We start from the raw sequence: 24,357 nt of genomic DNA, 5'->3' as shown, positions 1-24,357 counted from the left end.
TACTAAAATGTAGAACAAATTAAAATAAGCTCCGTATATTTGTTCTACAATTTAGTAGTAAGTAAAATGAAAGAAAGTAAACTAGGAGACTTTGAAGAAACGATTCTGTTGCTCGTTGGCATTCTCGGAGACCAAGCATATGCCTTCAAGATTGCTGAGGAATTTGAAACTCAAACTAAACGACCAGTTTCTATTGGCGCAGTACATTCTACGCTGAGTCGAATTGAGGAAAAAGGATTTCTTACCTCGAAAATGGGAGAATCATCAGCTGAGCGTGGAGGCCGAAGAAAAAGAATCTACACCATTACGGCCACAGGTCAGCGGGCACTGGAGATTTCCAGAGAGCTCAAAATGACACTTTGGAATCAATTTCCTGCCTTTGCAGAAGGTAAACTCAACTTTGTTTTTGGGTGAACAATTTAAGGCCACCAAAACTAGCTGAGAAATTTCTACTTCTATTCTTAAAAAAGGAATTAGCAGAAGAGGTACTCGGCGATCTTGATGAAAAATTCTACTGGACTATAGAAAAAAAATCATTGAGACGAGCAAAGCTCAACTATTGGTATCAAGTCTTCAATTACCTCCGACCTTTTGCTTTCAAATTTTTTAAGTCAAACTCAATTATTCCGACTATGATCAAGCACAACTTCAAAATCAGCTATCGCATTCTCAAAAAGAACAAGGTATTTTCAGCTATTAACATTGGTGGACTTGCCATGGGTATGATAGTCACTACCCTCATCGGCTTGTGGATTCATGACGAACTCTCATTCAACACGCATCACAAAAACTACGAGAGCATCGTGCAGGTGCTTAGAAAAGAGATGGAAAATGGAGAGATAGAGGTCAACAGTTCTCACGTGAGCAAATTGGGTGAGCATTTAAAACAAACCTATCCAACTATATTCCAGAAAGTAGCTATTACTTTCTATAGAAACCAGCAGTTGGTGGTAACCGTCGGAAAACAGTCATTGGAGCGTTTAGGATACTTTTTTTCTACCGATGCTCCCGAAATGCTTTCTCTTGAAATGATAGCGGGACAGGCTTCATTAGAAAATAAAGAAGCAGTGCTTCTGTCTGAGTCACTGGCTAAAACTCTTTTCATCGATCAAAATCCCATTGGCGAGTTTGTGCAGATTAATACATCAACGCAGTTGATTGTAAATGGTGTATACAAGGATATTCCACTCAATTCTACTTTCTCCGACATGGATTTCATACTCTCTATGGAGCTGATTTATAATGATGATAGCCCACCAACATGGAACAACTACAATACGAAAATATATGCACAATTAAACGATGGAGTTGAAGCAGAAGAAGCTTCAGCAATCATTAAGGACGCACTGACAGATAACATCTCAGAGGAAAATGGGCCAATGGACTTGCTCCTTCTCCCCATGAAAGATTGGCGACTTAAAGCTGATTTTAACTCTGTTGATGGAAGCCAGATGACCAGTAATCGAGTTGTTTTTATTAGATTATATGGAGCCATTGGCATCTTCGTGCTCATGCTTGCTTGTATCAATTTCATGAATCTAAACACGGCACGTTATCAAAGTCGAGGCAAAGAGGTTGGGATTCGCAAAACGGTAGGATCACAAAGAAAACAATTGGTATCACAGTTTTTAGCCGAGTCTGTGCTTTATGCTTCAGTATCTTTTGTGGTATCTATTCTAGTTACCTGGTTGATTCTTCCATGGTTTAATGGCATTTCCGACAAAGACTTAAGCTTACCTTGGGACGTTCCGGAGTTTTGGCTGATAGGGATCTTTTTCACTCTGTTTTCTGCCATTGTTGCTGGAAGCTATCCGGCGCTGTTCCTTTCTTCATTCAGCCCGTTGAAAGCACTTGGCGGCACCTTGAGACAGGGGAAAGCAAGTGTTCGACTAAGGCAAATTCTGGTCGTCTTTCAGTTTGCTATTTCTATCTTATTGATGATAGGAACCTTCACGGTACATAATCAAATTCAGCATGCTAAGTCTCGGCCGGTTGGTTACGATCAGGAAGATTTGATTACAGTCAGAGGACGCTCAAGTGAATTCTACAAAAAATTTGATGTGTTGCGTGAAACAGTGAAACAGACAGGAATGGTTGAAGAAATGGCATCTGCCAATTATCCATTGATGAATACGCTTGGAAACAATGGTGGATTTCGCTTGGAGCAAAATGACGCTGCATACTCTTTTTCATTCAATACCATTTTCGTTACCCCGGAATACGGTGCAGCCACCAAGTGGGAGTTATTAGCAGGAAGAGACTTTTCACGAGAGCATGGAGATGAAACACAAAATATCATTATCAGTGAGTCTGCTGTGGAGCAAATGGGCTTGGAAAATCCAGTGGGAAAACGATTGATTTCCCAGAGAGGAATGCGTGATCGACAGAAAGAACTAACGATCATCGGAGTAGTCAAGGATATGATCAAAGGATCTCCATACGAACCACCAATGCCTTTGATGCTTTTTGCTAGTGAAGATGCCGAAAGCTATTCATTTATCCGAATGAAAAAGGGTGTACGATATGTAGAAGCAATCCCGAAGATTCAGGCAGCATTTGAGAAGATTTTACCGGGGCATCCATTTAACTATGAGTTTGTTGATGATGCGTATTCAACCAAATTCCGATCAGAAGAAAAGATTGGAAGTTTGGCTACTTTCTTTAGTGGGCTGGCCATTGTAATAAGCTGTCTGGGTTTATTTGGCTTATCAGCCTTCATCGTGGAGCAGCGCACCAAAGAAATTGGGATTAGAAAAGTGTTGGGTGCATCCATACCTACACTTTGGAAATTGCTATCTAAAGACTTTTCATTGCTAGTGGTGATTTCATCTGTATTGGCCATTCCTGCGGCATCCTACTTTCTAAACGGATGGCTGGAAAACTATGAATATCGAATTGAGATTACTTGGTGGATGTATGCCATTGCTGCTATTGGGGGGTTCTTCATCGCTTTGTTCACTGTGAGCTATCATTCGCTGAAAGCTTCATTAGGGAATCCGGTAGATGCTTTGCGATCAGAATAGCTTTATTACTATTTTGATAGTAATAAAACTATTTGTATAGTTATAATTGCGGTATGAAGACAACACTATTCACAATTCTTATCTGTTTTCTTGGATACTGCGAAGCTCAAAATAGACGAATGTGTGTCACCGTCGATGATCTTCCGGCCGTTCATTACGGGCTAAATAATCGAGCGGAAATCACAGATGGATTACTTGCGACTTTTATCAAGTATGAAGTTCCTGCGATAGGATATGTGAACGAGGGTAAACTATACAAAGATGGAGTGCTGGATCAGCAAAGAGTGGCATATCTAGAGCAGTGGCTCAAATCTGGACTCGAGCTTGGGAATCACTCGTTTTCTCATATGAACTACCATAAAAATAGCCTGGAAGCATTTGGAGAGGACATTTTGAAAGGGGAGCAAATTATAAAGCCGCTATCGGAAAAGTATCAAAGGAAAGTGCAGTATTTCCGTCATCCGTATCTTAGAAGTGGTGCGACGAAAGAGACCAGCAACTCGCTAAAAGAGTTTCTTCAATCAAATGGCTATATCGAAGCGCCGGTCACTATTGACAATGAAGAATATTTATTTGCAAAAGCCTATGCAGTAGCAATCAGAAAAGGAGATAAAGAGCAAGCGCTGAAGGTAGCAGAATCGTATTTGGAATACATGACTCTTCAGCAGGAATATTATGAAAAGGCATCCAATGATCTACTGGGAAGAAATATGGATCATATCCTACTTATCCACGCCAACCTGTTGAATGCGCATTATTTAGATGAATTACTAGATATATATAAAGAGAAAGGTTATGAATTCATTTCTCAGGAAGCAGCCCTAAAGTATCCAGCCTATCAGTTAGAGGTTACAATATTTGACGACTGGGGTATTTCATGGATTCATCGGTGGGGAATGAGTAAAGGTCTAAAAGGTGATTTTTTCAAAGGAGAGGCGGTGACTCCAGAGTTTATCAAAGAACCGCAACAATAAGTTATCAAACTACTGACATAGATTTTGCATTGCAGTCTAAAGATGGATGTCATTGATAGACTGATCGAGACACTTTTTTGAAAGGAAATAAACGAATGGCAACCTTAGATAGAAAATCGGATACCGAAGTTAGATTTTGTACGAAAATGAACCAAAGCCTACATTAAATTCTGTCCCCTCGAAAAATTCTAAAAGTATTTCACAATCATTATGAGGGAGTGATCGACGTAACCTGTTTATTATAGATTGTATTGAACACGAAAGCAATGGCAAAAATTATTAGACTATCTATTTTACCTTTTTTATTAATTTTTATGGGCTGTTCTGATGATGACTCAGATGACCCTGAGGCTATGCCTTCCTCATCAAATATGATTTCCATTAACCTTATGTGGACTCCTAATTCAGTCGATTTGGATTTATCTCTGGATTTGCAAGGTGAGCGTGTTAGTATTTCAGAGTCTGAAACACCTGGAGAGGTTTTGCAAATTTCGAACGATGATGCAGACGGAACTTACGAGGCAAATATTTTTTATTTCACAGGAAGCGAAACTGTGAATTATTCCTTTATAGTCACATCAGAAGGAAATGAATTATTTAGAACTACGCAATCAGCTCCTCCTAGCAACGGTAGTCTTAATACGCCAATAGACGTTATTACCATTGAGAAAAATGGTGATCAGTATACGATAAGTGAATAAAAAAATAGCGACTCCTGTTTCCAACATATAGCTTAGAACTGACAAGAATGAGCTAATCAAGGATCAGTTCCCAATAGCCTACATCTATCCATCGATCGAACTTGTAGCCTACTTCTTTGAATTCAGCAATTTTTTTAAACCCCAGATTTTCATGCAAGACCTGACTGGGTGCATTGGGCAATGACATGCCGCCAATGATGGCATGAAAGCCGAGTCTTTTAAGCTGTTCTAGTAGGTGTGAATAAAGCATCTTTCCGTACCCTTTTCCTCCTTGATCCTTATGAAGATAGACTGAGGTTTCGGTGGTTTTTGAATATGCCTGTCTTGCTTTCCATTGTGTTGCATATGCATAACCAACAACCTGGCCTTCGATCTCTAATACAATCCATGGAAGCAAAAATTCCTGTTGGACTTTTTCTATTCTCAAAGTCATCTCATTGGCTGTGATAGGCTCCAGCTCGAAGGTAGCATGAGTGTGTAGGATGAAGTGATTGTAGATTTCTACAATTTCACTGGAATCTTTTGGTTCTGCAGATCGGATCATTTCAAAGAAGACATTATCTACTTGAATTATACTTTTTAAAATTGATTGAATTTGAGCGATTTTCAAACCTTTTCTGAAGTGTCGCATCAATGTCGCATCACAAATTCATCATTTGAATATGAAGCTAATAGCATTGCAATCAATCAAATAATAGAAATTATGACTTATAAGAATGTAAAAATCATTTTAATCTCATTCGGAGTTCCAATACTATTCTCCTTGCTTTTATGGATGGTAGCTTTGACAAGTATAAGTCCTTTGTTCTTAAATCAGAATGAGAGGTTTACTTATGGTGTTGTTGGCTCGCTCTCGGCATTGGCAGTTATATTCATGTTCTTAAAAGTAGATAAAAAAACATGGGGTAATTATCATTTAAAAGTTGAGAAACGTACGCCGATCAGATTTCTGAAAGGAGCTGTCATTGGAGTCGTTTTGTGTACTGCATTATTCCTATTGCAGGCATGGTATAGTGGGTTGGAAATCAGCCTAGCCAAAGTTGACTTAGGACAGTTTGCATTGATGTCTTTATCATTAATACCATTAGCCTTCATGGAGGAGCTGGCATTCAGATCCTATCCATTTTTTAAATTAAATGAATCTTATGGAGTATGGACAGCCCAAATCACAATGTCTATACTTTTTGCTCTCTACCACTACATTGGTGGATGGTCATTAATGGCATCATTTATAGGGCCTGGAATCTGGAGTTTTGCATTCGGTTTGATGGCATTGAAGTCAAAAGGCATTGCTCTTCCTACTGGCTTTCATTTTGGGTTAAACTTGTCACTTGCAGCTATAGGCAACAAATATTGGATTCCTACAATATGGACTATCGACTTTGCGGGCTCGCCTACTGATGAAATGTTAAAATCAAATGAGTATTTTGGGGTAGCAATACAGCTTCTAGTTTTTATCGCATTGGTGGCTTTTACTTATATCTATAGAAGGAAAACTCATGGGAAAACTCAATCCAATTAATCAACCAAAGCTTGGTCAAAAGCTTTATGACATCCGAGTTGAAAAAGGGTTTACTCAATTAGAATTGAGAGAGAAATCTCATGTAAGCGTTCGCACTATTCAGAGAATTGAATCTGGTGCTGTAACCCCACGAACCATAACGATAAAGATTCTGCTCGAAGCACTAGGTGAGAATGTGGAAGATTGGTTTGGGTCATTCAATGTGAATGCTGAAAACCGATTTTCAATTGAAACATTTAAAAACATGCTGCTAATAAGCGCATCCGAGCAAGAACAAAAAAATGCCTTAACACCAGCCTGGATTTCCGGAATTATTTATTTGCTAATTGGGATAATAGAAATCGGTGTAAATGTCCACATCGAGAGTCAAGGAAGTTCAATACCTCTCCTTGCGGTAGCTGTATTGGTTAAGGTGATTATCATTGTTTCCTTTTTTCTATTCACCAGAGGATTTCTTTCACTTAGTATTTTGTTTGAAAATCAATTACTCAAAATTGCCTCTTACATTTCTATAGCGACAATTACATTTATTTATTCCGCAGAAATCATAATCACACTAACGTCTCCTAATTATCTGGATATAATTGATACTATGGGCGCTTTTTCAGTGGTTCCTTTTGGCGCTATTGGTATCATTCTTGGGATGGGACTAATCAGACTTCAAGACGGGATGGGCCGTATTGCAAAAGTGGCCGGAAGGCTTGAAATAGCTTACGGCATAGCTTATATGACCCTCATATTTTCCTTTATTGGTTTGGTCCTTCTTCCTGCGGTACTTATTGTAGAGATAGTTCTACTTTCCAAGGCAGATCAGTTAGTACGAAAAGAGGAAATTTGATATGGGATACAGGTTCTTTGGGAGATTTTTTGGATTAGCGCATTATATCCTTCGTTGACCAATTGCAATAGGGTCTTAAGAAGAAGTAATTTTGTGGAAGCCGTAAAAAGCATATCTAGGCCTGTCTGATTGTAAAAAACAGATGGGTGTAGCTTCTGAAAAACAAGAACTAAAATGAAAAACTATAAATCTTACTTTCTGTTTCTTCTAATCATTATTATGGGTATTACTGTCTCCTGTGATAAGAATGGAGACATAGTTTTATTTAGTATCAATAACGACATATCACTTGGTCAGCAGGTGGCTGGTGAAATAGAAAGCATGCCAGATCAATTTCCAATTTTGAATCGAGCTTCTAATGTCGAAGCGTATGAGTATTTGGAAAACATGATGAATTCAATTTTGGCATCTAATAGTGTTACGTATCGAACTGAGTTTCCTTGGAAAGTCAATATTATAGATGATTCAGAGACGCTTAACGCTTTTGCTACGCCCGGAGGTCAAATCTATGTGTATACTGGTTTGATTTTCTTTCTTGAAAAAGAGGATGATTTAGCTGGTGTAATGGGTCATGAGATTGCTCATGCTGATCAAAGGCATAGCTCAAAACAACTGCAAAGGCAATACGGTGTTAGTGTGCTATTGAGTGTAATTACAGGAGGAGATCCTGGACTTTTAAGTCAAATAGCTGCATCGCTAGGCACGTTAAAGTTTAGTCGGGATGCAGAAGCGGAAGCAGATGATTTCTCAGTACTTTATCTCGCAGATGTTAATGACTATGCCTGTAATGGAGCGGCCGCTTTTTTTGCAAAACTTCTAGAGAGTAATGCAGCTCAGCAACCTGAATTTTTAAGTACACACCCTAGCCCTGATAACCGAGTAGAAGATATCAATGCCAAAGCTGCTGAAATTGGATGCGACACCACTATTGGAGATGATGCAGTTTCCGATTTCGATGCATTTAAGCAGACGCTGATCAACTAATAATTCTCATTTGTAAACTGAACTTTTGCAGGTAGAAAGTCCATCGTTTCTGAAAGCTAGTGAATGACTAGTCTGGGCTGGATATAGAAAGTTATTTTGAAATATTTTAAGTTAGACTATTACTAAATCAACTTTCTTTTGGCAAAAGATTGAATATTTTCAAGAGCACTTCACATTTTGTCGAATAATTCTGACCTTTCGAAGAGAAAGTTTATTACGGGTTACTCTCGTCTATACTTTCGCCAGCTAGAAGTTCATCACAAAACCAAACAGCTATGATCAATCTTTTCAAATCGTCAAAGGTAAGTTCGCTTCAGAAGAAGTATGATAAGCTCATGAAAGAAGCTTACGATTTATCCAAGTCAAATCCAGAAGAAAGTCTTCGGAAACAAAAACAGGCTCAAGAAGTGCAACGGGAAATTATCGCTAAGCCCCTTTAAAATCCTTCAAAACTTCTGGGTGAAATTTAAGTTCTCTATATGTGAGAATCAAGATTAAAACCAAAGTCAGTTCAACAAAAGAGCGAGTGAAAGAAGGCTTTACCAGAGACCTTTTTATGTCTCTAAATCCACCTTTTCCTCCTGTCAAACTTCTGAAGTTTGATGGGTGTGGAACAGGGGATAAGGTGGCGCTAGAATTAAACTTTCTTCTTTTTAAGCAAAAGTGGATTAGCGACATTACGGAAGCTTATGAGGATGAAAAATCTTGGTATTTCGTAGATCAAGGATCACGACTTCCTTTCTTTTTAAAGAAGTGGAGACACCACCATGGAGTTGAAAAAGCAGGTTCTGGTTCGATCATTATTGACGAAATCACTTTTTCGACAGGAACGGTTCTAACTGATGCACTGATGTACCCTTTACTCTATGGACAGTTCTTATATCGAAAACCTATTTACAAGCGAAAGTTTTCTGGATGAATGTCATCTTATGATTTAAAGTCGGAAAATCACCGTCGGACTTTAATCATTTTTCAATCCTTATAAATATTCGATATGCTCAGATTTTTAAGAAAATCTAAAATAGAGTCCCTTCAAAACAAGTATGATAAGTTGATGAAAGAAGCCTATGTACTGTCCAAAGCCAACCCTCAAGAGAGTTTAGTGAAGCAAAAGGAAGCTCAGGAAATACATAAGCAGATTCTTTTAAAATCGAATAGCTACTAGTTATTCGCTTTTGAGTGATTCAATTGGATTAGCCTTCGCCACCTTCCAGGATTGTACGACAATAGCCAAAGCTGCTAGAGTTAACACGAGTATTCCCGGTAACACATAATACCACCAATTTACTGTCGTCCTAAACGCAAAACTGTCAAGCCAATCATTGGAAAAATACCGAACGACTGGAGCGGCAATTATTGCGATAGTGACGAGTATTCCTAAGTAGCTTTTAGACATGATTAGAAGCAACTGGGTCATAGTGGCACCTAATGTTTTTCGGATACCCATTTCTTTCGTACGTGCCTGTACCACAAACGCAAACAAAGCAAATAACCCTATGCAGGCTAAGCCTATAATGATGGAGGAAAACATCTTGAAAATGGAAAACATACTGTTTTCTGCCCTATAAGAAAGGTCCATATGCTCATTTACCAACTGGGGAACTATCAGAGTTTCAGGAGCTATTTGCAGAAGAGTTTTCTCTATGGTACTAATAGTCGAAGCTAGATCTTTCGATTTTACCCTTATTAACATATATTCAAGGGCATTAGTATCATCAATTGAGAGCTGGATAATCAATGGGTCCACCTGATTGTGCAAAGAAGCAAAATGGAAGTCTTTAACAATACCAACTGCTTCACCTTCCTTTTCTTGCCAGGTGTTGTATACAGTTTCCCCTAATATATTCTCTCGCTGAAGCAAGCTCACAGCTGTTTCATTTAAAAAGAATTTTCTACCAACAAACTCCTTCGTTTGCAAACCTCCTTTTACTACTTCAATTCCCATTGTCTCCAAAAACATCGGGTCCGCTACTAACACTCTTGAAGACAGTTGATCTTCCGGTCTGCTTTTAAGATAGCTCGGTTCAACGCTGAAACGGCTACCAATTAGGTGAGAACTAAATGAAACTTGCTCAACGTTCGCATGCTTTGTAAGTTCAGCTCTTATTTTCTCGCGAGAAAGAATCGCCTCTTCTCTCAGTTTTCTATGAAGCTTGATGGCTATGATTTCTTTTTTGGCAAACCCCATGTCTTTTGCTTCAATGAAATTCATTTGCTCACTGACAATGAGTGTGGCTGAGAGTAAGCAAATAGAAATGAGAAACTGAAAAGCAACCATAGCTGTCCGCAATGGGAGTTTACTGTTGATTTTTAATCCTCTGCTACTTAATCCTTCGCTGATGCCAAATCGCGATAGATAGAAAGCGGGGTAACCTCCTGCCATAGATCCGACAATTAAAATCAATATACCTAGCATGAGAAGCAATCGAGTAGATAATAACTCATTTATGGTGATTGGAATACTGGCTAATTCATTGTAAAAAGGAAGGGATAAAATGGCAAGACCAACCGCAAAAAAGCTGCTTACCAATACGAGGAAAAAGGCTTCTGCGAGAAATTGAAAAATGAGCTGACCCCTGTAGGCACCCATGACTTTTCTTAAACCAATTTCTTTGATTCTGTTCAAGGTTTGGGCTACATAAAGATTGATAAAGTTGATAATGACAACCAATAAAATAAACACTGCAAGGGCTGAAAACACATAAATAAATATAACATTGCTGTTCGCTTCAATCTCTTTTTCTCTGTGAGAATGGAGATGGATGTCAGCAATAGGATGTAATTCAAGGAACTCACCTGATTCGGTTATTTCTTGTCTGATCTGTTCTTCTGGAGCTAACCCCTCATAGAATTGGACATGAAAATCCATGAGTCTTTCCTCTACTTTCTTAACATCCACTTGAGACTCAAAAAGTGCAAAAACGGATACACCAGCCCAGCTAAGATCGGTGTTTTTAGCAATAAATGATCCTGTGGAAGAGGATATACAATCTATTTTAAGGTGTGTGTTTTTGGGAAAATCCTTAATGATTCCCGTTACAGTTTGTCTCCAGCCATCATCGAAAACAACCACTTCACCCAACCGTTTTTCTCCTGGTTTAAAAAGGCGATTTGCTACGGATTCTGTCAATAGGATGGTGGAGGGTTCATCGAGAGCATCTTTCGTCCCTTCAATAAACTCCAGGTCGAACATTTCTATCATAGATGGGTCGCCAAGAAATGGGCGCTCTATGAGCTGTTCTTTTTTTTCATGTGATAACACACTTGGACCAAAGGAAAAGAGTCGGGCGACTTCTTTTACCTCGGGCATTTGTTCTTTGAATTCAGTTCCCATAACCGGGGGTTTTTTAGCCCAGTTGGTGGAAGCGAGGCGATAGATCAGTTTATGTTTGGGGTATGAAGTTTCATAGCCAAGTTCATTGAAGACATGAACGGCAATAAGTAAGCTCATGGATATCCCAATAGAAAGTCCGATTACATTAATTGCTGAGTAAAACTTGTACTTCAGCATATTTCGATAAGCGATTTTAAAATAGCTTTTTAGCATAGTCGTATTGTTTTGAGTTTTGAAAAAACGGATGGAAGAGAAGCCGAACATTAAGTGAAAAGCATCTATCCAATACATGAATGAGGAGTAAAACCTACTCTTGTATTCAAGCCTATCTTCATGGATTTCCTGAAGATCCCCAAGGAATTCTTCCAGATAGGATTGGCCAATAAACTTTGAGAATACCCAATTAGCAAATCGAAGGCTCTTGTTTTCTCTTTGCTTCATTAAGTACTTGGTTTTAGTTGTGGAATAAATTGCCACATTTTTTGTCGTACTTCTTGAGATGCTTTAAGCTGTTTCATGCCAGCTTGTGTGATTTGAAAAAGTCGTTTTCTACGGTCTCCTCGTTTCTCTGTATTGCCGCCCAATTCTGATTTTAGAAAACCTTTGTCTTGTAAGCGATACAAGGTGATGTGAACGGCACCAAGAAGTATAGACCTTCCTGAGTGTTTTTCAACTTCCTTTTTTACTGATATACCATAAGCCGAATCTTCTAAGATGCAAACCGCGAGTAATACCAATTCTTCAAATTCTCCGAGTCCTTTATTTTTCATTACTTATAATAATGTATAATATACAAAATTATAAGAAATACTCACATATACAAATAGCTCGATTTCAAGCAAAAAAAAGCCTAATGGAAATAGCATCAGGCTCTAGTATATAATTTGCTATTGAGACTTACTCATCTCTCAAAGAATCAATAGGATTTGATAGCGCTGCACTCACTGTCTTGAAGCTCATGGTAATAAAAGCAACCAGTAAGGTTATCAGCGCTGAAGTTGCAAAGATTTCAAAGCCCAATGAAATCCGATAAGCGAATCCATCTAGCCAACTGTTCATGACATACCACGATAGTGGTATTGAAATGATTAAAGAGATGATGAAAAGAGTAAGGAAGTCTTTTGAAAGAAGGGCTACAATTCGAGTAGTGGTAGCACCCAGCACTTTTCTCACACCAATCTCTTTGTTTCTTTGTGCTGTACTGTAAATGGTTAATCCAAAAAGACCTAAGCAAGCAACAAAAATGGCCAGCCCAGAAAAAATGGAAAAAATCATTCCGAATCGTTCGTCAGATTCATATTGTGCGTTAAAATTTTGATCAACAAAACGAGTATCAAAGGGTCTATGAGGGATGATCTCTTGCCATATACTTTCTAATTCTGCAAGCGTTTTAGAAAAGTCTTGACTGTTGATTTTCAATGAAAAGACAGACACATTATACCGGGTACCAAAGCGAAGAGAGAGTGGCTCTACCTCTTCGTGCAAAGACACGTAATTGAAATCTTTCACGACTCCAACGACTTTTCCTTCTCTTCCCCATTGTTCAAAAGATTTGCCGATGATGTCTTCCGGATTAGAGTAGCCATATAACTTAGCTGCAGACTCGTTGAGGATTAAGGCATTTGCAGAATCCAGTGGGAAGTCATCGGAGAAATTTCTTCCAGCTACTATATTCATTTTGTAGGTAGGAATAAAATCTTCATCTACTTCGTAAATCGCGGGACCCTTGTATACGATCTCCCCAGAGATAGGATCGGTAATTCCCGTACCTGCGTTGGGAAAAAAATCTCCAGGTGCTGCACGTGACACAGATGCCATTTCCACATCTTTATGATTATTAAACCGCTGCTTGATGTATTCTCTTTTCTGCTGTACTAAACCATCATAACCAAAGTCCACTACAAGCATCTGATCTGAATCGAAACCCATATTGTATTTTTGGAGAAAGTCCAGTTGGGATGAAACAACAGCTGCTCCAGCTAGTAGAATAATAGATAGAGAAAACTGTAGTACAACCAAGGACTTTCTTAGCCAGATGCCGCTGGAAGAGGCCTTGAATGACCCTTTTAGCACTGTTATGGGCCTGAATGTAGAAAGAACAAATGCGGGATAGCTTCCTGCAACAACTCCAATAAACAAGACGGCTGCAAGTCCTAAAAGGACGTTTTGAATGGAAAACAACCAGTTAATTGGTAACGTCTTTCCAGAAATGGTCTCCAACAGAGAATGCCCGGCGAAAACAAGCACTGCTGCAAACAGAGAGGCAATTAATGTGATTATAATAGCCTCGACTAAAAATTGATAAATCAATGCGCTACGTTGTGATCCTATGGTTTTCCGAATAGCCACTTCCTTAGCGCGTTCCACTGATCTGGCAGTAGAAAGATTCATAAAATTGATGCAAGCGATCAGTAATATGAAGATTGCAACAGACGTGAAAATATAGATGTTGCCAATGCTACCAATAGCTCCCGGCTGACGACCTGCCTCTGAATGTAGATACGCATCAGATAGCGGTTCAAAATCAATGTAGTAATTTTGATCATCGGTATAGTTAGCCTCAAGGAATTCTGGAACTTTTTGTTTTAGTATGTCAATACTAGCTCCTGGCTTTAGTGTGAAATACGTATAGAAATCCACATATCCCCAGCTATCAAATATTCCGGGTCTTCTGTTTTTAAATGTGCTCATAGATATTAACCCATTAAAGAAGAAGTGTGAATTCGAAGGAACCTCCACTACGCCCGTTACTTCAAAGGGGTCTTCAGTGTCCATTATGATTGTCTTCCCCACTGGATTTTCATCTCCAAAATATTTTTTAGCTAGCTCTTTGGTAAGCACTACCGTGTTTGGTCTCACAAGCGCAGTTTTTGGATCGCCCGCCAGCATCTTCCAGTCGAAGACATCAAAAGCAGTCGAATCTGCAAATAAGATACCTGTTTCAGAAAAAGTGATCCCATTATAAGAAATTAACCAAGGAGAATCACTGGTAAACCTGAAAACTTGATGTACCTCAGGGAAGAACGATTGCATACTAGGAGCGGCTGGAGCATTCCCCCATACCTGATATTCATTTGTAGGAAGAGAAGAAAAATTAGGTTCAGCACCTTGTTCACCGTAGTAATGAATGACGCGATAGGTATTTTCATAGTTACTATTGTACGTATCGTACGATAGCTCATTATTTACGTAAATGAGGATTAAAATACAGCTGGCAATGCCTACACTGAGTCCTGAGATATTTAAGAATGAGAATGTCTTATTTCGGAGTATGCTTCGCATACTTACTTTGTAATAGTTCTTGATCATACCGTAATTATTTAGTCTTTGAGTTCCTTCGAATGATTTGATAATGCCAGGACGAAATAGCTTGAATACTTCCCAACTAAACTTCCATTTGGCTTTTTTTAGTCCTTGTTTTTCAATGTTATATTCATATAGTTCTAATAGATCTCCTTCTAGATATTTGTGAAGTCGAGGATCGCAGAACCATTTAAAAAACCGTAGTAATAGTTTTGGCGGATTTGAATGTGATGTGTTCATTGCTAGACCATTTTCAGGTCTAATGCAATCTTTGGTATTTCATTATAGAGTTCGTTTCTTACTTCGCGTGCGTGCTCAATAGCATCTCGTCCTGCGGCCGTTAAGGTAAAATACAGTTTTGGTCTTCCACCTCTTTCGCTCGTAGACTCCCCTTCTTTCGAAGTGAGGTAACTTTTTTCTTCCAACCTTTTCAATGCGGATTGAAGTGCACCTACACTCACTTTCCTGTTGAGTTTCTCCTCAATAGCAAGCTTAATAGACACGCCGTATGCGTCACCAAATAAGACTCCAACAGTAAGCAGCACAATTTCTTCGAATTCACCTAATTGATACTTTCCCATAGTTCTTTCCTAATTGCAGTGTTGCAATAATAAAAGAGAAATAGGTTAATTCCTAATTGCAGTGTTGGTTTAAACAAAAAAGAGTCACTTAAAATATGTGGCTCTTCTCATTTTTGGACTTAGCTTTCCTCAGCAAACACTTCATAGTGCGTGACGTTTTCTTCAAATTTTAAAAGAAATCTCTCATCCTTCCGGGTAGTACTTAGCTAGCTCATATTCATCACCAGCGAAATTTTTAATGACCTCAATATTTTCCCAATAGGTAATTAAGGTGAATTTGGCTGTTTCTTCTTCCTTTCTTCTCAAGAAAGTAAGCTTTATAAATCCGACTGTATTTTGATAATCTGGAATGGCTCTGGATTTCATAAATTCTGTGTATCCCTCGTAGTGATCCAATCGGGTGGAGCCATTCCAAATTCTAGCAATCATAGTCTTTTAATTTCAATTGTTGTTAGCGTAGAAAGTTACTCATCCTTCAATGATTCTACAGGGTTTTGTCTTGCAGCACGAATAGTTTGTGAACCAATAGTGAGCAAACCAAGCCCCAACATGAGGAGTGAACCAATGACGACTGTACCGAATCCAAAGTCCATCCGATTTGGAAGATTGTCCAGCCAAAACTGATTGATAAAGTAACTCAGTGGGGCCGCAATTAGGATGGAAATGGCTAACAACTTAAGAAAGCTTTTGGATAAAATCAGGATGATTCTCATCTCGGCGGCACCAAGCACTTTTCTTATTCCTACTTCTTTCATTCGCCTCTCGGTTGAATAGGTAGCCATTCCAAGCATTCCTAAACAAGCAATGAGGATTGCCAAAAAGGAGATGTAACCAATAATCGATACGATATCGAAAATGGCAAGATTTGTATTGGATAGCTCATTGTCAAAAAACTCATATTTGAATTCATGGACGGGATCTATTTTCTTCCAGACTTGCTCAATGTCAGCAATTGTCCCAAGAGGACTGCCCTCCGAAATTCTTACATTTAAGTAATTGAAAGTAGACGCATCATTCGCCAATGCAAGAGGTCTAATTTCAGTACCATTGACAAGAAGTGATGCGCGGAAGTTCTTTACAACTCCAACTATCTGCACTGAACCACCAGACTCTCTATCCCATATGTTGCCAACGGCCTCTTGCGGATTTTCATAGCCTAGTTTTTCTACTGCAGACTCATTTATTACGACATACTTCCCAGAATTATCAGTGCTAGAAATACCTTTTCCAGCGAGCAATTCCAGTTCTAGATTTTTCATAAAATCCTCATCTACATTCAATTTGAGGAGGACAAATGGATCAGCCCCTTCTTCAGGAGATGTGAACTCTGTAATATTGGTGACGCCTGTGGCAGGTACATAATCGCACGCAGAAATAGTAGTAACACCTGCCACTGATGATAGCTCATTTGTTAGCATTTCATGATCATTTCCTTGAAGAGGAATGTTTACAATGTTTTCGGACTGGAAGCCATATTCAAACTCTGTATAGAATTTGAATTGATTGTAAATGACCATAGAAGTCACAATAAAAATAAGTGATACGACAAACTGAGAAACATTAAGAATCTTTTGCATTCCCCATTTACCAGCGGGAGTAGCGTTTGTCTTCAATGCATGTATTGGCTGTCTTTTGGAAAGAAGAAGTGCTGGATATGTTCCTGCAATAATTCCAATTAAAAACGCGAAAACCACAAAGATCAAATAAACTGGAAGCGAAGAAGACAAATCAAAATTGAGGTATTTATTGAACCAAAGTCCCATAAAAGCTTCTTTGGTGAAATAGAGCATGCCTGTAGCAATGATTAACGCTATCATCACTGTAATGATTGATTCTGTAAGAAATTGAAATATTAGATTTTTACGAGTAGCACCAGTCACCTTTCTCACACCAATTTCTTTCATTCTGGATAGTGAACGAGCTATTGAAAGATTGGTATAATTCAAACAAGCCATTATCATAATGACCAGTGCGAGTAGCGATAGAATGTAATAGGCTACCTCTGGCAATCTAAATGTAGCTTCATTATTTACTAGTATGCCAGGAGTAATTTTTGAGAGACTTTGAGAAATGAATGTGAAGTCAGGGTAGTTCTCTGAATCTGCATATTTCCTTTGTGCAAGATCGGCAAGAGCGATATCTAACTCGGCTCTTTGTGTTCCTTCTTTTAGCGAAATGAAAGAGTATGCCGTATAGTATGTTTCCCATTTTTCTGATACATCTGCCAATAAGCTATCCTTATATAGAGCGGGTAATGTTGCGGATGAAACTAAAGCATCAAACTTTAGATGAGTCTTGTAAGAAGATAGATCGATTACTCCAGTAACCGTATATGAACCCCAATCAACTGGACTTCTTCCATCTTCAATATCCATGATATGTAATCCTCGATCCTCAAAAGTGACTTGCTTGCCTATTGGATTCTCACTATTGAATAACTGGTAAGCTTTTTCCTTGGTTATAATTAGCGAATTGGGCTCATCTAGTGCTGTGGATTGATCTCCTTTTACTAATGGGAAACTAAAAATGTTGAAAAATGAACTTGGCGCGAAATAACCTTTCATTTCCACGGTTTTTTGATTGAAAGATGCGTCACCCCCTACACCTCTTCTAAGCGCTATAGCCTCTTCTATAATTGGATAATCTTCTTTTAGTGTTTTTGAAAGTGGCAATGGAATAGTGGCATATGGCATGCTCCCTTTTTCAGGTTTTCCGAGTATTCTGTGTACCTGATCTTTCTTTTCATGAAATTGATCATAGCTTTTTTGATCATAAAGCATGAGAATGATCAACATGCATACAGACATGGCTACTGCCAACCCAAAGACGTTGATAAATGAGAACATTTTGTACTTCAGGATATTTCTGATCCCTACTTTGAAATAATTTTTAAACATACCGTAAGTGTTGAGTTTTTGACCGCCAAAGGCAGCTTTAATAATTCCAGGTCTGAAAAATCTAAGAACATTCCAAACGAACTTTCGCCTGGCTTTTATTAGTCCATGGTTCTCTAGATCTTCTTCAAATTGTTCCTCCAAGTCGCCCATAATAGATTCTTGAAATCGCTCTTTGCAATACCATAGAAAGAATTTACGAGGGATCGATGGAGGAGTATTTTTATTCATACTTTAATGATTCTATTGGATTGGCTCTTGCAGCTTTGACAGACTTGAGTGATGAAATACCTATTCCGAATAGAAAGGTGATCAAGCCGCCTGCGATAAATATCCACAGAGATAATTCAATGCGATAGGAAAAATTATTCAACCATATCCCCATGAAATAGTAGACGACTGGTACAGCTACAATGAATCCGATAAAAATGATTATTGAGAATTCCTTTGATAGATTGCTAATAATCTGAACGACACTAGCACCTAGTACTTTTCTCACACCAATCTCTTTGGTTTTTTGGAGTGTGATGAAAGACATCAATCCAAGTAGACCTAAGCACCCTATGATGATTACAAGCATGGAAAAAAGCTTGAAGCCTCTATATATGAGATTTTCTAACAGATATTCTTTTTTGATTGAGTCATCTAAAAAGTTGTAAGTGAAGATTGACTCTGGAAATTGTGATTTCCATGTCTCCTCTATGTGGATTAAGGCATCAAACGAATTAATTTTAGCAAAAGCTCGCCATTGCCAAGCTGTCCAGTTCATCAGTACGACAGGAGTCAATTCATATTGAAATGGCTGGTTGTGGAAATCTTTGATCACACCAACAACTTTAGCTTCGCCTTCATTAATTCGTAATGATTGTCCCAAAGCATCTTCTGGATTTTTCCATCCGAATGACTTGGCTAGCTTTTCATTGATGATAAATTCATCAAATTGAGGTTTATTCTCTATGAAATTCCTTCCGGCAACTAATTCCAGATCGTATAATTGAATATATGCTGGGTCTGCAATTTTCATTTGAGTGCTAATAGCATCTAATTTTTCCTGATGAGGAAGCCAGCAATTGGTGCCCAATGCAAAATTATTTACTGCCATGGGAGGACCTGATCCAAAGGACACTTGACTAACCTGGTTGTTTTCTAAAAATCGATTTGCGATCACATCGATTTTATCATGACTTGGAATGGGAATCATCACGATTTGATCGGAAGTGAAACCGGGCGACTTACTATTGAAATAATTGATTTGAATACCAACAATCAAAGCAGAAATTACAAAAATCTGAACGAGTGTGAACTGAAACAAAGTGAGTCCTTTTCTGAAGGAAAATCCTTTTATTCCTCCTGCGCCACTATTGTTGAGGGCTTTTATCGGTTTGAATGATGAAAGGACAAACGCAGGATAAACAGTCGATAAAACGATTATGAGAAAACATGCTCCAATAATCAGTACGACTTCCTGGAGATGAAATGATAATTTCATGCCGATAATAGAAAGCGAATTATTCAGAAGCACTAACAGCTGCCAGGATAGTACACAAGCTACAATCATCGCGATAATTACGAGTATACTGTTTTCAAAAAGGAACTGCTTAATAAGAGAGCCTCGACTACTTCCAATTGCTTTTCTGATTCCTACCTCTTTAGATCTGATAGACGCTCTGGCGGTTACTAGATTAATGAAATTGACTACTGCAATAAATAAGATGAACAAAGCTACCATGATAGAAATGTTCAATGTTTTTTTATCTATTTGATAACCCGTTGGAACACTTCCGTAAAGGGTTTCAGTGTGTATCTCTTTGAGAGGCTGCAGAAAGTACGAGATCTGCTCATTATCGACCTCATTTAAGTAATTGCCTTTCCAATTATTGATTTTATCTTCTACTAGTAATTCTTGACTTTGGTCTTTCAATGTGACGAATGTGGTACCTTGATAATTGCCTGACCAGTTACCGCTAGGATACGGGTTATGTTTTTTGAAAAATTCATAGGAGATGAGCATGTTAAATTTTAAGCTCGTTGTGGGTGGAGGATTTTTTACTACACCAGTGATGATTAAAGCATCTTTATTGTTTAGCAACAGTGTTTGTCCGACTACCCTGGAAGATCTAAAATTTTGACCGAAACACTTTTCGGCAATTTTTTCAGTAATCACGACCGAATTGAGTAGATCTAATGCAGATTCTTTGCTACCAGAAATCCATTCAAGATCGAAGACTTCAGGGTAATGACGATCAGCAAATAATACATGTTCTTCTTCAAAACGTACGACCTCAGTTTTCTCCGATTCTAGTTTGAAAAGCCTTTTCATAGGACCAGCTACCTGAGTCACATGTTCAAAATCAGGAAAATCGTTTCTCAATGCCGCAGCTAACGGATAGGCCGTGGTGTTCCAATAAAGCTCTTGATCAGATTTGTGAGTGTGCTGTACAACACGATAGGTTTGATCAGCATTTGCATGATGATGATCAAAAGATGTTTCGTAGTTGTAAAAAAGCAACGTCACTAAGCATATGGCTGCTCCAGTAGAGAGCCCTATTACATTGATGAACGAATGGAGTTTGTTTCGAAGAATCGTTCTCCATCCTATTTTGAGGTAATGTTTGTACATGCCGTAGGTGTTTAATTTTTGACCATTATTAAATGATTTAATGATACCAGGTCTAAAGAATCGTAAGACATTCCAAGTAAATCTTGCTTTAGCTCTTCGAGGACCAGATGCTTTGAGGTCTTCCTCAAATTGCTCTTCCAAATCACCTAGTATAGTTTCCTGTAATCGTGGGTTACAATACCATTGGAAGAATCTCCTTGCAATCGATGGAGGATAGGGCTTATTCATCTTTCAAGGAATTCACAGGGTTGGCATTCGATACATGAAAGGTTTTTGAAAAAACAGTAAAGAATGCGATTACTAAGATGAAAAGTGTGGGTCCGGCAAATAGCCAAAAACTGAGATCAATCCTAAATGTGTATTGCTCCAACCAGTTTTTTACAAGAAAATAAGTAATGGGTAGGGCAATGATCGATGAGGTTAAAACCAGCGCCACAAAATCTTTTGATAAAAGTGTAATGAGTTGGGACACATTAGCTCCCAATACTTTCCGAATGCCAATTTCTTTAGCTCTTTTGGCTACAGTAAAAGAAGCGAGACCAAAAAGGCCTAAGCATGTGATTAGGATTGCAAAAACGCTTAATATTCCGAATACTTGTTGAAATTGTTGATCTGCGCGGTATTGAGCATCAAAATTCTGATCGAGGAAAAAAGGATCAAATGGATCATGCCCAAAGTGGCTTTTATAAATCTCTTCTAAGTCTTCAATTTGTTCAAAAACATTCCCAGGTCCCAGTTTCACGCTTATGTAATCTGCGCTACTGAGAGAGTAATTAAATGCCATAGCTAGGTGTCCTGACTTTGCATCTATTTGATGAAAATCTCTCACCACTCCTATAATGGTGTTCTCTCTCCCCCAATAAGTCATTTTTTTATGAATGACATCCTTTGGATCAGATATACCCCACTCTCTTAGTGCTTCTTCATTGATCAGAATAGGGTATTGAAAATTCACACTATTCGAAAAGTTTTCTCCTTCAATTATTTCCATTCCCATAGTCTCAAAAAAGCTAGAGTCAACATGATAGATGTAAAAATTATTTTTAAGATCTCTCTCATCTTCGTCCAGATTAAGATTCGTTGTGCTTCCCATATTTCCTGTCGCCATACCTGGGACAGTGGAAGAAAGTCCTATTTTTTGAAATGCTGATCTTTCCAGCAGAGAGTTCTTAAAGGAGATATAGTCTTGCCTATTTTCTTCCATTGAAGGACCATTCATGACAACTACCTGGTTTGCATCAAAGCCCAAGTCCTTGTTCATCATAAAGCTTAGCTGCTTACTTGCTGTAAAGGTTTGGATGAGAAGGAAAGTGGCTATTGAAAATTGTACTATAACCAATCCTTTTCTTAAAATAATACCTGAGGAGGAATGGGAAAACTTGCCTTTTAAAACAGATGTTGGTGACAGTGAACTGAGTATCAATGAAGGAAATATTCCTGATAGCACTGTACTCAGTATAAATAGCAGCCCAAGCAGCTTCCACGTGGACCAATCGTTTATTATTTGTGTGGATTCTGGAAGGTTTGCAAGTGTTTTAAAGCTATCAAAAACGACAAGTATTAGCATAATAGAAGCCAATCCTGCAATTAAATTGATGATGATAGATTCCAGAAAGAATCGCATTCTTAATTGAGCTACGGAGGAGCCTACCACTTTTCGAATACCTACCTCTTTTGCTCGATCCATTGATTTAACGGTAGATAGATTGATGTAATTGACAATGGCAATTAGGATAACTAAGAGGGCTACTCCAAATAAGAAAATAACAAGTGTGGAACTTCCATTCTGCTCGGCCTCATAGGACTTGTGAGAATAAAGGTGAATGTCTTCTATCTTTTGCGAAATGATTCTTTCATCCGGTATATGATCCTCTGCTCTTAATTGATCGGAAAGTGTGGCAAGATTCTCTTTAAATCTTGGATAATTATCCGAATTACTAAGTTTTAAGTAGGTGAATGTGTCGTTGCTATTCCATATATCTTCACGCTCACTCAGCATTTTTTTCATAGTGCTGTATGAGAAAACCAAGTTGAATTTCAGATGCGTGTTTGTCGGATTGTCAGCTATTACACCAACTACTTTAGTTAGTGTATTTTCATCCATGGTAATGGTTTTACCTATCGCATTGGTAGTCCCGAAGTATTTTAATGCGGTAGATTCTGTTAGAACAACTTGGTTGGGTTCTTTTAGTGCTGTTTTGGGTTCTCCATAGAGGAGAGGATACCCAAATATGGAAAGGAAGCTCGCGTCAACAGCATATACCTTCGACTCGCGAAAAAATCGTTCATCTATTTCCATTAATACGTCAAAACCGAAAGCTCTTGTGTAATCTTCAACCTCTGGAAACTCATCTTTGATCATTGGCCCGAGATTATGATAGGTTTCACAATCCTGATCAATGAGAGTTTCACCATCAAGGTAGTCCATGGTAATACGTACTATCTTATCGGAGTTCGGATTGTAATCCTCATAACTCTGCTCGAAACGAACGTAGAAAAGAATCAACAAAGCGATTACAAATCCTGATGTAAGTCCTAATATGTTAATGCCACTGTAGAGTCTTTCTCTCTTAATTACTCTGAATGCTGCTTTAAAATCATTTTTGATCATGCCGTAATAATTGAGTTTTGTGATACCACCAAGTGGCTTAATAATACCGGGTCTAAAAAAACGAATCACATTCCAGGTGAATCTAGCCTTAGCCATAGCTGGACCTTTCTTTTGTAAATCTTCTTCGAACTGCTCCTCCAAGTCACCCATAATAGTTTCCTGAAGCCGCGGAATGCAGTACCAGAGGAAGAATTTTTTCGATATGAGAGGTAATTGCTTATTCACCTAATGCATCTTTAATTTTTTGATCTAAATCCTTCAAATCATCTAAGGAATTCATAAATGCATCGGCTCTATAATCCCCCATATCTTGCAATTGATAGGATGGAATCAAATTCTGAAAATTGAGCAAGACAAATTGATCGACAATCCGTTCTTTGGATGTATGTGGGATCCTAAGTTTTTGTATCAGTGATTGCTCTACACCCATATGAACAATCTCATGAATGATGGTGCATGCAGGATTCTCATATTGTTTAAAACCTCCTTCAGTAGTAGTAAATAGTACAATATGACCAGTGTCTGGATTGTAACTTCCGCCGGGACCATATAGGGTCAACTTGACTACATAAGGTTGATGAATCTTGAAATTCCAATCCAATTCTAGTTGCCCTAACATACCAATCATCTTTTCAATGAGTGATTGATTTTGCTTCATCTTTTCTAACCCAGCCAAATAATCTACGGATTTATAGATTGAGTCAGTAAACAGAGATTTTAGCCTTTCATAGTCATTGCTACTGAGTTCAGCATCCTCAGATTTTTCTTTTAATAAGTCAATGTATTTCAACTTTGGAAAAACAACTTGATATCCCTTTTCTTCAAAGAATTGAATATCCTGAATATTTTGCCAGATGTAGTCCACCTCCTCTTCCAAGGAAGAAATTCTTAGGATAACCTTCTCTTGCCCAAACGATGCACGAAGAATTCCTAAAAATCCAAGAAGAAGGATAAATGGCAGTTTATTCATTT

The 24,357-nt window shown here is 38.3% G+C and carries 20 protein-coding genes; 10 read left to right on the top strand and 10 right to left on the bottom strand.

Features of this window, described 5'->3' with window-relative positions:
• The first annotated feature begins 66 nt into the window (after nucleotides 1–66).
• From ABJQ32_14520 to ABJQ32_14505, 4 genes are all read left to right on the top strand, one after another.
• On the top strand, nucleotides 67–414 hold the full coding sequence (locus ABJQ32_14520) for a helix-turn-helix transcriptional regulator (protein ID MEP5290862.1): 348 nt from the start codon (nucleotides 67–69) through the stop codon (nucleotides 412–414).
• On the top strand, nucleotides 411–3,023 hold the full coding sequence (locus ABJQ32_14515; protein ID MEP5290861.1) for an ABC transporter permease: 2,613 nt from the start codon (nucleotides 411–413) through the stop codon (nucleotides 3,021–3,023). The genes ABJQ32_14520 and ABJQ32_14515 overlap by 4 nt, the downstream gene beginning before the upstream one ends.
• A gap of 53 nt (nucleotides 3,024–3,076) precedes the next feature.
• Nucleotides 3,077–3,997, top strand: coding sequence for a polysaccharide deacetylase family protein (locus ABJQ32_14510; GenBank protein MEP5290860.1), 921 nt, complete (start codon nucleotides 3,077–3,079; stop codon nucleotides 3,995–3,997).
• A gap of 266 nt (nucleotides 3,998–4,263) precedes the next feature.
• On the top strand, nucleotides 4,264–4,698 hold the full coding sequence (locus tag ABJQ32_14505; protein MEP5290859.1) for a hypothetical protein: 435 nt from the start codon (nucleotides 4,264–4,266) through the stop codon (nucleotides 4,696–4,698).
• Nucleotides 4,699–4,750: 52 nt separating this feature from the next.
• Here ABJQ32_14505 and ABJQ32_14500 read toward each other — a convergent pair whose 3' ends face one another.
• Complete coding sequence (locus ABJQ32_14500; protein ID MEP5290858.1) at nucleotides 4,751–5,329, bottom strand: N-acetyltransferase family protein; 579 nt, start codon at nucleotides 5,327–5,329, stop codon at nucleotides 4,751–4,753.
• 72 nt (nucleotides 5,330–5,401) lie between these two features.
• On the opposite strand from ABJQ32_14500, the gene ABJQ32_14495 reads away from it, so the two are divergent.
• The 6 genes from ABJQ32_14495 to ABJQ32_14470 all read left to right on the top strand — a co-directional run bounded on the left by ABJQ32_14495 (nucleotide 5,402) and on the right by ABJQ32_14470 (nucleotide 9,207).
• Nucleotides 5,402–6,220 (top strand): type II CAAX endopeptidase family protein, encoded by an 819-nt coding sequence (locus ABJQ32_14495; GenBank protein ID MEP5290857.1) that lies wholly within the window; start codon nucleotides 5,402–5,404, stop codon nucleotides 6,218–6,220.
• Nucleotides 6,198–7,058: a helix-turn-helix transcriptional regulator gene (locus tag ABJQ32_14490; GenBank protein ID MEP5290856.1), complete on the top strand. Its 861-nt coding sequence runs from the start codon at nucleotides 6,198–6,200 to the stop codon at nucleotides 7,056–7,058. Before ABJQ32_14495 ends, ABJQ32_14490 begins: the two co-directional genes overlap by 23 nt.
• Before the next feature lie 174 nt (nucleotides 7,059–7,232).
• Entirely contained in the window at nucleotides 7,233–8,042 is an 810-nt protein-coding gene (locus ABJQ32_14485) for a M48 family metalloprotease (GenBank protein ID MEP5290855.1), read from the top strand.
• Nucleotides 8,043–8,317: 275 nt separating this feature from the next.
• On the top strand, nucleotides 8,318–8,482 hold the full coding sequence (locus ABJQ32_14480) for a Lacal_2735 family protein (GenBank protein MEP5290854.1): 165 nt from the start codon (nucleotides 8,318–8,320) through the stop codon (nucleotides 8,480–8,482).
• Nucleotides 8,483–8,523: 41 nt separating this feature from the next.
• Nucleotides 8,524–8,961, top strand: a complete 438-nt coding sequence (locus ABJQ32_14475; GenBank protein ID MEP5290853.1) for a hypothetical protein — start codon at nucleotides 8,524–8,526, stop codon at nucleotides 8,959–8,961.
• A gap of 75 nt (nucleotides 8,962–9,036) precedes the next feature.
• Nucleotides 9,037–9,207, top strand: coding sequence for a Lacal_2735 family protein (locus ABJQ32_14470; protein MEP5290852.1), 171 nt, complete (start codon nucleotides 9,037–9,039; stop codon nucleotides 9,205–9,207).
• Here the strand turns inward: ABJQ32_14470 and ABJQ32_14465 are convergent, their stop codons facing one another.
• The 9 genes from ABJQ32_14465 to ABJQ32_14425 form a co-directional block, all read right to left on the bottom strand.
• Nucleotides 9,208–11,817 carry an FtsX-like permease family protein gene (locus ABJQ32_14465; protein ID MEP5290851.1) on the bottom strand — a complete coding sequence of 870 codons (2,610 nt, stop codon included), beginning with the start codon at nucleotides 11,815–11,817 and terminating at the stop codon, nucleotides 9,208–9,210. It lies immediately after the preceding gene.
• A complete protein-coding gene (locus ABJQ32_14460; GenBank protein MEP5290850.1) occupies nucleotides 11,817–12,146 on the bottom strand; it encodes a helix-turn-helix transcriptional regulator in 330 nt (109 codons plus the stop codon). The genes ABJQ32_14465 and ABJQ32_14460 overlap by 1 nt, the downstream gene beginning before the upstream one ends.
• Nucleotides 12,147–12,273: 127 nt before the next feature.
• Entirely contained in the window at nucleotides 12,274–14,919 is a 2,646-nt protein-coding gene (locus ABJQ32_14455) for an ABC transporter permease (protein MEP5290849.1), read from the bottom strand.
• A 2-nt stretch (nucleotides 14,920–14,921) separates the two neighbouring features.
• Nucleotides 14,922–15,260 carry a helix-turn-helix transcriptional regulator gene (locus ABJQ32_14450; GenBank protein ID MEP5290848.1) on the bottom strand — a complete coding sequence of 113 codons (339 nt, stop codon included), beginning with the start codon at nucleotides 15,258–15,260 and terminating at the stop codon, nucleotides 14,922–14,924.
• A 183-nt stretch (nucleotides 15,261–15,443) separates the two neighbouring features.
• Nucleotides 15,444–15,689 (bottom strand): hypothetical protein, encoded by a 246-nt coding sequence (locus tag ABJQ32_14445; protein MEP5290847.1) that lies wholly within the window; start codon nucleotides 15,687–15,689, stop codon nucleotides 15,444–15,446.
• A gap of 35 nt (nucleotides 15,690–15,724) precedes the next feature.
• Nucleotides 15,725–18,385, bottom strand: a complete 2,661-nt coding sequence (locus tag ABJQ32_14440) for an FtsX-like permease family protein (GenBank protein MEP5290846.1) — start codon at nucleotides 18,383–18,385, stop codon at nucleotides 15,725–15,727.
• Nucleotides 18,378–21,002, bottom strand: a complete 2,625-nt coding sequence (locus tag ABJQ32_14435; GenBank protein MEP5290845.1) for an ABC transporter permease — start codon at nucleotides 21,000–21,002, stop codon at nucleotides 18,378–18,380. Before ABJQ32_14435 ends, ABJQ32_14440 begins: the two co-directional genes overlap by 8 nt.
• Nucleotides 20,995–23,610, bottom strand: a complete 2,616-nt coding sequence (locus ABJQ32_14430; protein MEP5290844.1) for an ABC transporter permease — start codon at nucleotides 23,608–23,610, stop codon at nucleotides 20,995–20,997. The genes ABJQ32_14435 and ABJQ32_14430 overlap by 8 nt, the downstream gene beginning before the upstream one ends.
• Nucleotides 23,603–24,355 carry a hypothetical protein gene (locus ABJQ32_14425; protein MEP5290843.1) on the bottom strand — a complete coding sequence of 251 codons (753 nt, stop codon included), beginning with the start codon at nucleotides 24,353–24,355 and terminating at the stop codon, nucleotides 23,603–23,605. The genes ABJQ32_14430 and ABJQ32_14425 overlap by 8 nt, the downstream gene beginning before the upstream one ends.
• Between the last annotated feature and the right edge of the window lie 2 nt (nucleotides 24,356–24,357).

It is taken from the genome of Marinobacter alexandrii (assembly GCA_039984955.1).
Lineage (GTDB): Bacteria > Bacteroidota > Bacteroidia > Cytophagales > Cyclobacteriaceae > Ekhidna.
The sequence above is the reverse complement of the archived record's forward strand: the minus strand, read 5'-3'. Positions and strand labels throughout refer to the sequence as shown.

Bases quoted from the DNA above. Each gene is read 5' to 3' on its own strand.
- ABJQ32_14500 (MEP5290858.1), bottom strand. From the start codon at position 5,329: ATGCGACACTTCAGAAAAGGTTTGAAAATCGCTCAAATTCAATCAATT.
- ABJQ32_14510 (MEP5290860.1), top strand. From the start codon at position 3,077: ATGAAGACAACACTATTCACAATTCTTATCTGTTTTCTTGGATACTGC.
- ABJQ32_14490 (MEP5290856.1), top strand. From the start codon at position 6,198: ATGGGAAAACTCAATCCAATTAATCAACCAAAGCTTGGTCAAAAGCTT.
- ABJQ32_14425 (MEP5290843.1), bottom strand. From the start codon at position 24,355: ATGAATAAACTGCCATTTATCCTTCTTCTTGGATTTTTAGGAATTCTT.
- ABJQ32_14520 (MEP5290862.1), top strand. From the start codon at position 67: ATGAAAGAAAGTAAACTAGGAGACTTTGAAGAAACGATTCTGTTGCTC.
- ABJQ32_14460 (MEP5290850.1), bottom strand. From the start codon at position 12,146: ATGAAAAATAAAGGACTCGGAGAATTTGAAGAATTGGTATTACTCGCG.
- ABJQ32_14445 (MEP5290847.1), bottom strand. From the start codon at position 15,689: ATGATTGCTAGAATTTGGAATGGCTCCACCCGATTGGATCACTACGAG.
- ABJQ32_14440 (MEP5290846.1), bottom strand. From the start codon at position 18,385: ATGAATAAAAATACTCCTCCATCGATCCCTCGTAAATTCTTTCTATGG.
- ABJQ32_14480 (MEP5290854.1), top strand. From the start codon at position 8,318: ATGATCAATCTTTTCAAATCGTCAAAGGTAAGTTCGCTTCAGAAGAAG.
- ABJQ32_14465 (MEP5290851.1), bottom strand. From the start codon at position 11,817: ATGAAGCAAAGAGAAAACAAGAGCCTTCGATTTGCTAATTGGGTATTC.
- ABJQ32_14495 (MEP5290857.1), top strand. From the start codon at position 5,402: ATGACTTATAAGAATGTAAAAATCATTTTAATCTCATTCGGAGTTCCA.
- ABJQ32_14485 (MEP5290855.1), top strand. From the start codon at position 7,233: ATGAAAAACTATAAATCTTACTTTCTGTTTCTTCTAATCATTATTATG.
- ABJQ32_14450 (MEP5290848.1), bottom strand. From the start codon at position 15,260: ATGGGAAAGTATCAATTAGGTGAATTCGAAGAAATTGTGCTGCTTACT.
- ABJQ32_14455 (MEP5290849.1), bottom strand. From the start codon at position 14,919: ATGAACACATCACATTCAAATCCGCCAAAACTATTACTACGGTTTTTT.
- ABJQ32_14470 (MEP5290852.1), top strand. From the start codon at position 9,037: ATGCTCAGATTTTTAAGAAAATCTAAAATAGAGTCCCTTCAAAACAAG.
- ABJQ32_14435 (MEP5290845.1), bottom strand. From the start codon at position 21,002: ATGAATAAGCCCTATCCTCCATCGATTGCAAGGAGATTCTTCCAATGG.
- ABJQ32_14505 (MEP5290859.1), top strand. From the start codon at position 4,264: ATGGCAAAAATTATTAGACTATCTATTTTACCTTTTTTATTAATTTTT.